Source organism: Streptomyces sp. AB3(2024), assembly GCF_041862025.1.
Classification (GTDB): domain Bacteria; phylum Actinomycetota; class Actinomycetes; order Streptomycetales; family Streptomycetaceae; genus Streptomyces.
In genome coordinates, this window is record NZ_JBGWAB010000248.1 from 1 (window position 1) to 5443 (window position 5443).

General features: G+C 74.1%; 6 protein-coding genes. 4 read left to right on the forward strand and 2 right to left on the reverse strand.

The genetic code is table 11. The features are described 5' to 3' along the window. Together ACEPPI_RS39715 and rsmH are read right to left on the reverse strand one after the other, a co-directional pair. Window positions 1–450, reverse strand: a 450-nt coding sequence (locus tag ACEPPI_RS39715) for a hypothetical protein (RefSeq protein WP_373920118.1), incomplete at its 3' end; no start/stop codon positions are given. Continuing rightward, the gene (gene rsmH, locus ACEPPI_RS39720; RefSeq protein ID WP_373920119.1) at window positions 447–1406 is read right to left on the reverse strand and encodes a 16S rRNA (cytosine(1402)-N(4))-methyltransferase RsmH; all 960 of its coding nucleotides are present in this window, start codon (window positions 1404–1406) and stop codon (window positions 447–449) included. The genes rsmH and ACEPPI_RS39715, both read right to left, overlap by 4 nt. Window positions 1407–1682: 276 nt before the next feature. On the opposite strand from rsmH, the gene ACEPPI_RS39725 reads away from it, so the two are divergent. The 4 genes from ACEPPI_RS39725 to ACEPPI_RS39740 form a co-directional block, all read left to right on the forward strand. Beyond that, complete coding sequence (locus ACEPPI_RS39725) at window positions 1683–2270, forward strand: beta-class carbonic anhydrase (RefSeq protein WP_373920120.1); 588 nt, start codon at window positions 1683–1685, stop codon at window positions 2268–2270. Window positions 2271–2407: 137 nt separating this feature from the next. Beyond that, entirely contained in the window at window positions 2408–3418 is a 1011-nt protein-coding gene (locus tag ACEPPI_RS39730; protein ID WP_373920121.1) for an AAA family ATPase, read from the forward strand. After that, window positions 3418–4776, forward strand: coding sequence for a DUF58 domain-containing protein (locus ACEPPI_RS39735; protein ID WP_373920122.1), 1359 nt, complete (start codon window positions 3418–3420; stop codon window positions 4774–4776). The genes ACEPPI_RS39730 and ACEPPI_RS39735 overlap by 1 nt, the downstream gene beginning before the upstream one ends. Then, the coding region (locus ACEPPI_RS39740) for a transglutaminaseTgpA domain-containing protein (protein WP_373920123.1) at window positions 4773–5443 on the forward strand (671 nt) is incomplete at its 3' end. The genes ACEPPI_RS39735 and ACEPPI_RS39740, both read left to right, overlap by 4 nt.

A 5443-nucleotide genomic window follows, 5' to 3' on the forward strand; every position in this document is an offset into this window, starting at 1 on the left:
GGGGGGCGCGCAGCCGCCCGCGTCCGGCGCGCCCGGGGAAGTCGCCGGGGGCGAGGGCGCGGGCGGCGCCTCCGCCGGGGTGGGGGCGCCGGCGACCTTGCCGTCGGAGCCGATGAAGACGGGGCTGCCGCCCGGCACCAGCCCCAGCTCGTGCGCCCGGCGCTGGAGCGCGTCCGGGGCGGAGTAGCCGTCGACGTCCCGCTGGAGCGCCTGCTGCTCGTCCGTCAGGGCGGTGGTCTCCTTCTTCAGCTTCGTCAGCTGGAAGGAGCCCTGGTTGAGCGCGGAGTTCAGCAGCAGCAGGCTGATCAGCCCGCCGCCGAGCAGAGCCACCACCAGCAGGACGAACGGCATCCGGGCCGCCTGCCCCGCCGTGGCGGCGGCGGGCCGCACCCGGACGAGGCGGGCCGCCCTGCCGGCCTTGCCGCCCGGGGAGCGGCCCGCCGGGGTCACAGCCGCGCCTCGCGGATGCGCTCGACGCCGCGGAACCGCGCCGGGGCGGCCCGCCGGTTCTCGGCGATCTCCTCTTCGGTGGGCAGTTCCGCCCCGCGCGTCAGGAGCTTCAGCTTCGGCTGGTACTTCTCCGGTACGACCGGCAGTCCGGGCGGGGCCGTGGAGGTGGCGCCCGCCACGAAGACCTGCTTGACCAGCCGGTCCTCCAGCGAGTGGTACGAGAGCACCGCGATCCGCCCGCCGACCGCGATCCGGTCGACCGCCGCCGGAATGGCGCGCTCCAGCCCGGAGAGCTCTCCGTTGACCTCGATGCGCAGGGCCTGGAACGTCCGCTTGGCGGGGTTGCCGCCCGTGCGCTTGGCGGCCTGCGGCAGCGCGTCCCGGATCAGCTCCACCAGTCGCGCGCTGTTGCTGAAGGGCTCCTTCTCCCGCTCCCGCACGATCGCCGACACGATCCGCTTCGCCTGCTTCTCCTCGCCGTACTGGCGCAGGATGCGCACCAGCTCACCGGGGGCGTAGGTGTTGAGGACCTCGGCCGCGCTGATGCCGGTCGTCTGGTCCATGCGCATGTCCAGCGGGGCGTCCTGCGCGTACGCGAACCCGCGGTCGGCCTCGTCGAGCTGCATGGAGGAGACGCCCAGGTCGAAGAGGATGCCCTGGACGGCCGGGACCCCCAGGCCGTCGAGCACCTCGGCGAGGTCGGCGTAGATCGCGTGGACGAGGGTGGCCCGGTCGCCGAACGGCGCGAGGCGCTCGCCGGAGAGCCGCAGGGCCTCCTTGTCGCGGTCGAGGCCGATCAGGTGGGCCTCGGGGAACCGGGTCAGCAGGGCCTCGCTGTGGCCGCCGAGGCCGAGGGTGCAGTCGACGACTACGGCCCCCGGCCTCTCCAGCGCCGGGGCCAACAGGTCCAGGCACCGCTGGAGCATCACCGGGACATGTCGGGACTCGCTAGTCAAAGCGCCCTCTCAGATAACGGCGCGGCAGGCGTACGCCGCGCCGCGCACGCGGAGTTTTACCAGGGGGCCGGGCGGCCGGGTGAGGGCCGGGCTCCGGCCGGTTCGCGTCACTTTAGTGCAACGGTCGCCGCGGTCAACGAACCGCCCCGCGCCCGGTGCGCCCCGCCCGTAGGGAACACACAAAAGCCCTGAATCACCCGAACAGCGGCCCCCGCCTCACCCCTGTGGGTTAGCTCACAACAAGGCTCGTTGACCTTCTTTGTCCACCCTCACTCAATGCCACACGGCCCTGTGACCACTAACGTCGTAACCATGACGACTTCCGCATCCCTGCCCGCCAGCCCCGCCCCCGCGGCATCCGGCGGCGACTCCGTCACCGACCGGCTCGTCGAGGCGAACCGCCGGTACGCCGCGGAGTTCACCGACCCCGGCATGGACGCCCGTCCGGTCCTGCACGTGGCCGTCGTGGCCTGCATGGACGCCCGCCTCGACCTCCACAAGGCCCTCGGCCTGGAGCTGGGCGACTGCCACACCATCCGCAACGCCGGCGGCGTCGTCACCGACGACACCATCCGCTCGCTCACCATCAGCCAGCGCGCCCTGGGCACCCGCACGGTGATACTCATCCACCACACCGGCTGCGGTCTCGAAAGCCTGACCGAGGACTTCCGGCACGAGCTGGAGGACGAGGTCGGCCAGCGCCCCGCCTGGGCCGTCGAGGCCTTCCGCGACGTGGACCAGGACGTCCGCCAGTCCATGCAGCGCGTGCGCACCAACCCCTTCCTGCCCCACAAGGACGATGTGCGAGGCTTCGTCTTCGACGTGCACACGGGGCTCCTGCGGGAGATCGATCCGGCCTCGTGAGTGACACCGGGCCGTGACGGCGTCAAGAATGCGGGGGGACGCCCCCCGGAATCCCTCCGGAACGGCGTCCGTGTTTCGGGGTGGGCCGGTTCATGCGCCAAGGGCGTCGGCCCTGGGAAAGGGCCGAGGAGAACCAGGTGACCACGTACGACGACCGAGCGAGCCTCGCTGATCTGACCAGCACGGCCGAGCGGATCCGCGAGTCGGTCGAGGGCGTGATCGAGGGGAAGCCCGAGGTCGTCCGGCTCGCCCTGACCGTGCTCCTCGCCGAGGGCCACCTGCTGATCGAGGACGTTCCCGGCGTCGGCAAGACCATGCTGGCCAAGACGCTCGCCAAGTCCATCGACTGCTCGGTCCAGCGCATCCAGTTCACCCCGGACCTGCTGCCCTCCGACATCACCGGCGTCAGCATCTACGACCAGCAGCGCCGCGAGTTCGAGTTCAAGCCGGGCGCGATCTTCGCGCAGATCGTCATCGGCGACGAGATCAACCGTGCCTCCCCCAAGACCCAGTCCGCGCTGCTGGAGTCGATGGAGGAGCGCCAGGTCACCATCGACGGCACCACCTACGCCCTGCCCAGCCCCTTCATGGTGGTCGCCACCCAGAACCCGGTCGAGATGGAGGGCACCTACCCCCTCCCCGAGGCCCAGCGCGACCGGTTCATGGCCCGTGTCTCCGTCGGCTACCCCAGCCCCGAGGCCGAGCTCCAGATGCTCGACGTCCACGGCGGGGTCTCCCCCCTCGACGACCTCACCTCGGTCGCGCACGCCCACGACGTCGTCAAACTCATCGAGGCCGTCCGCGAGGTGTACGTCGCCCCGCCCGTCCGCCGCTACGTCGTCGACCTGGTCTCGGCCACCCGCAGCCACCCGGACCTGCGCCTGGGCGCCTCGCCCCGCGCCACCCTGCACCTGCTGCGCGCCGTGAAGGCCGCCGCCGCCCTGGCCGGCCGGGACTACGTACTGCCCGACGACGTCCAGCGGCTGGCCGCGCCCGTCCTCGCGCACCGGCTGCTGCCCACCGCGCAGGCACAGCTCAACCGGCGCACCGCCGAGCAGGTCGTCCAGGACATCCTCCAGCGCACCCCCGTCCCCGCCGCGCACGCCCGCGGCGAGATGCCGCCCGGCGCGGGCATCCGGGGCTTCTGATGGGCGCCGGTGCCCCGCGCGGCGCCGGCGGGCAGGTGAGGGACCCCGGCGGGCTGCGCGCCTCGCTGGCCGGTCTGACCACCCGGGGCCGCTCGTTCCTGGCCGCCGGAGCCGCCGCCGCCGGGTGCGCGTACGTACTCGGCCAGGGCCAGCTGCTCCGCGTCGGCCTGCTGCTCGTCGCCCTCCCCCTCATCTGCGTCCTGACCCTGCACCGCACCCGCCACCGGGTCACCGGCGACCGGCGGCTGACCCCGCCGCGGGTGCCCGCCGGCGGCGAGGCCCGCGTCCAGCTGCGGCTGGAGAACGTCTCCCGGGTCCCCACGGGGCTGCTGATGCTCCAGGACCGGGTGCCCTACGTGCTGGGACCCCGGCCCCGCTTCGTCCTGGACCGGGTCGAGGCGGGCGGCAAGCGCGAGGTCTCCTACCGGGTCCGCTCCGACCTGCGCGGCCGCTACCCGCTGGGCCCGCTCCAGCTCCGGCTGACCGACCCCTTCGGGCTGGTCGAGCTCACCCGGTCCTTCAGCGCCTACGACACCCTCACCGTCGTCCCCCGCACCGAGCCGCTGCCCCCGGTCCGGATGACCGGCGAGGCCAACGGCTTCGGCGAGGGCACCCGCCGCTCGCTCGCGCTGTCCGGCGACGACGACGTGATCCCCCGTACCTACCGGCGCGGCGACGACCTGCGCCGGGTCCACTGGCGCTCCACCGCCCGCTACGGCGAGCTGATGGTGCGCCGCGAGGAGACCCCGCAGCGCAGCAAGGCCACCGTCCTGCTCGACACCCGGGGCGGCGCCTACGAGGGCGCGGGCCCCGACTCCGCCTTCGAATGGGCGGTCTCCGCCGCCGCCTCCACCGTGCTGCACGTCCTGGAGCAGGGGTTCTCGGTGCGCCTGCTGACCGACACCGGCGACTCGGTGCCCGGTGAGGGCGTCGGCGGCTTCTCCTCCGGCGGGCAGGAGTCCGCCGAGGCGGCCGGGCTGATGATGGACACCCTCGCGGTCGTCGGCCACTCCGAGGGCTCCGGACTCGGCCGCGCCTGCGAAGCCGTGCGCGGGGCGGGCGGCGGGCTCGGCTCGGGCGGGGACGGCCTGCTCGTCGCCTTCTTCGGAGACCTGGACGACGTACAGACGGAAATGGCGGCCCGGATGCGGCAGCGCAGCGCGGGAGCGGTGGCGTTCGTACTGGACTCCGCGACCTGGGCCGGAGCGCCCTCGCGGGTGGAAGAGCGGCTGCGCAGGCTGCGCGACGCCGGCTGGACGGCACTGGCCGTCCCGCCCGGCGCTGCCTTCGCCGATCTGTGGCGGCAGGCGGGCAACGCCCCCGTCGGCACGGGACCGACCCCCGGAGGCCTGGTATGAGCGGGCGGGCACGCGTGACGCTCTTCGCCGCGCTGGCGACGCTGCTGACCTCCTGGTCGCTGGCCCCGCTGGTGGAGACCTCCGGCTGGCTGCTCCAGGCGGCCGCGCTGCTGGCCGTGCAGTCGGCGGTGGGGGCGGCGGGCCGGCGGATCCCGCTGGCCCGGCCGTTGACCGTGGGCGCGCAGCTGCTGGTGTCGCTGCTGCTGCTCGCCCTCCTCTTCGCGGGCAAGACCGAATCCACCGGGAGCGGGCCGATGGCCTTCCTGGTCACCGACTTCGGCGGGCTGTTCCAGCAGGGCGTGCGGGACGTGGGCGAGTTCGCGATACCGGCCCCCCTGACGGACGGCATCCGGCTGCTGCTGCTCTGCGGCGTGCTGCTGATCGGCCTGCTCGTCGACGCCCTGGCGGTCACGCTGCGCTCGGCCGCGGCGGCCGGACTGCCGCTGCTGGCGCTGTACTCGGTGGCGGCCGGGCTGTCGGCGGAGCGGGGCGGCTCCTGGTTCGCCTTCCTGCTGGCCGGCGCGGGCTACCTGATGCTGCTGCTGTCCGAGGGCCGCGACCGGCTCGCCCAGTGGGGCCGGGTCTTCGGCGCGGCCCCGAGCACGCGGGTGTCCGCCGCCTCGGGCTACGGCGGCGGCTCGGGCGGCGGCGGGCGGGCCCTGGCGCC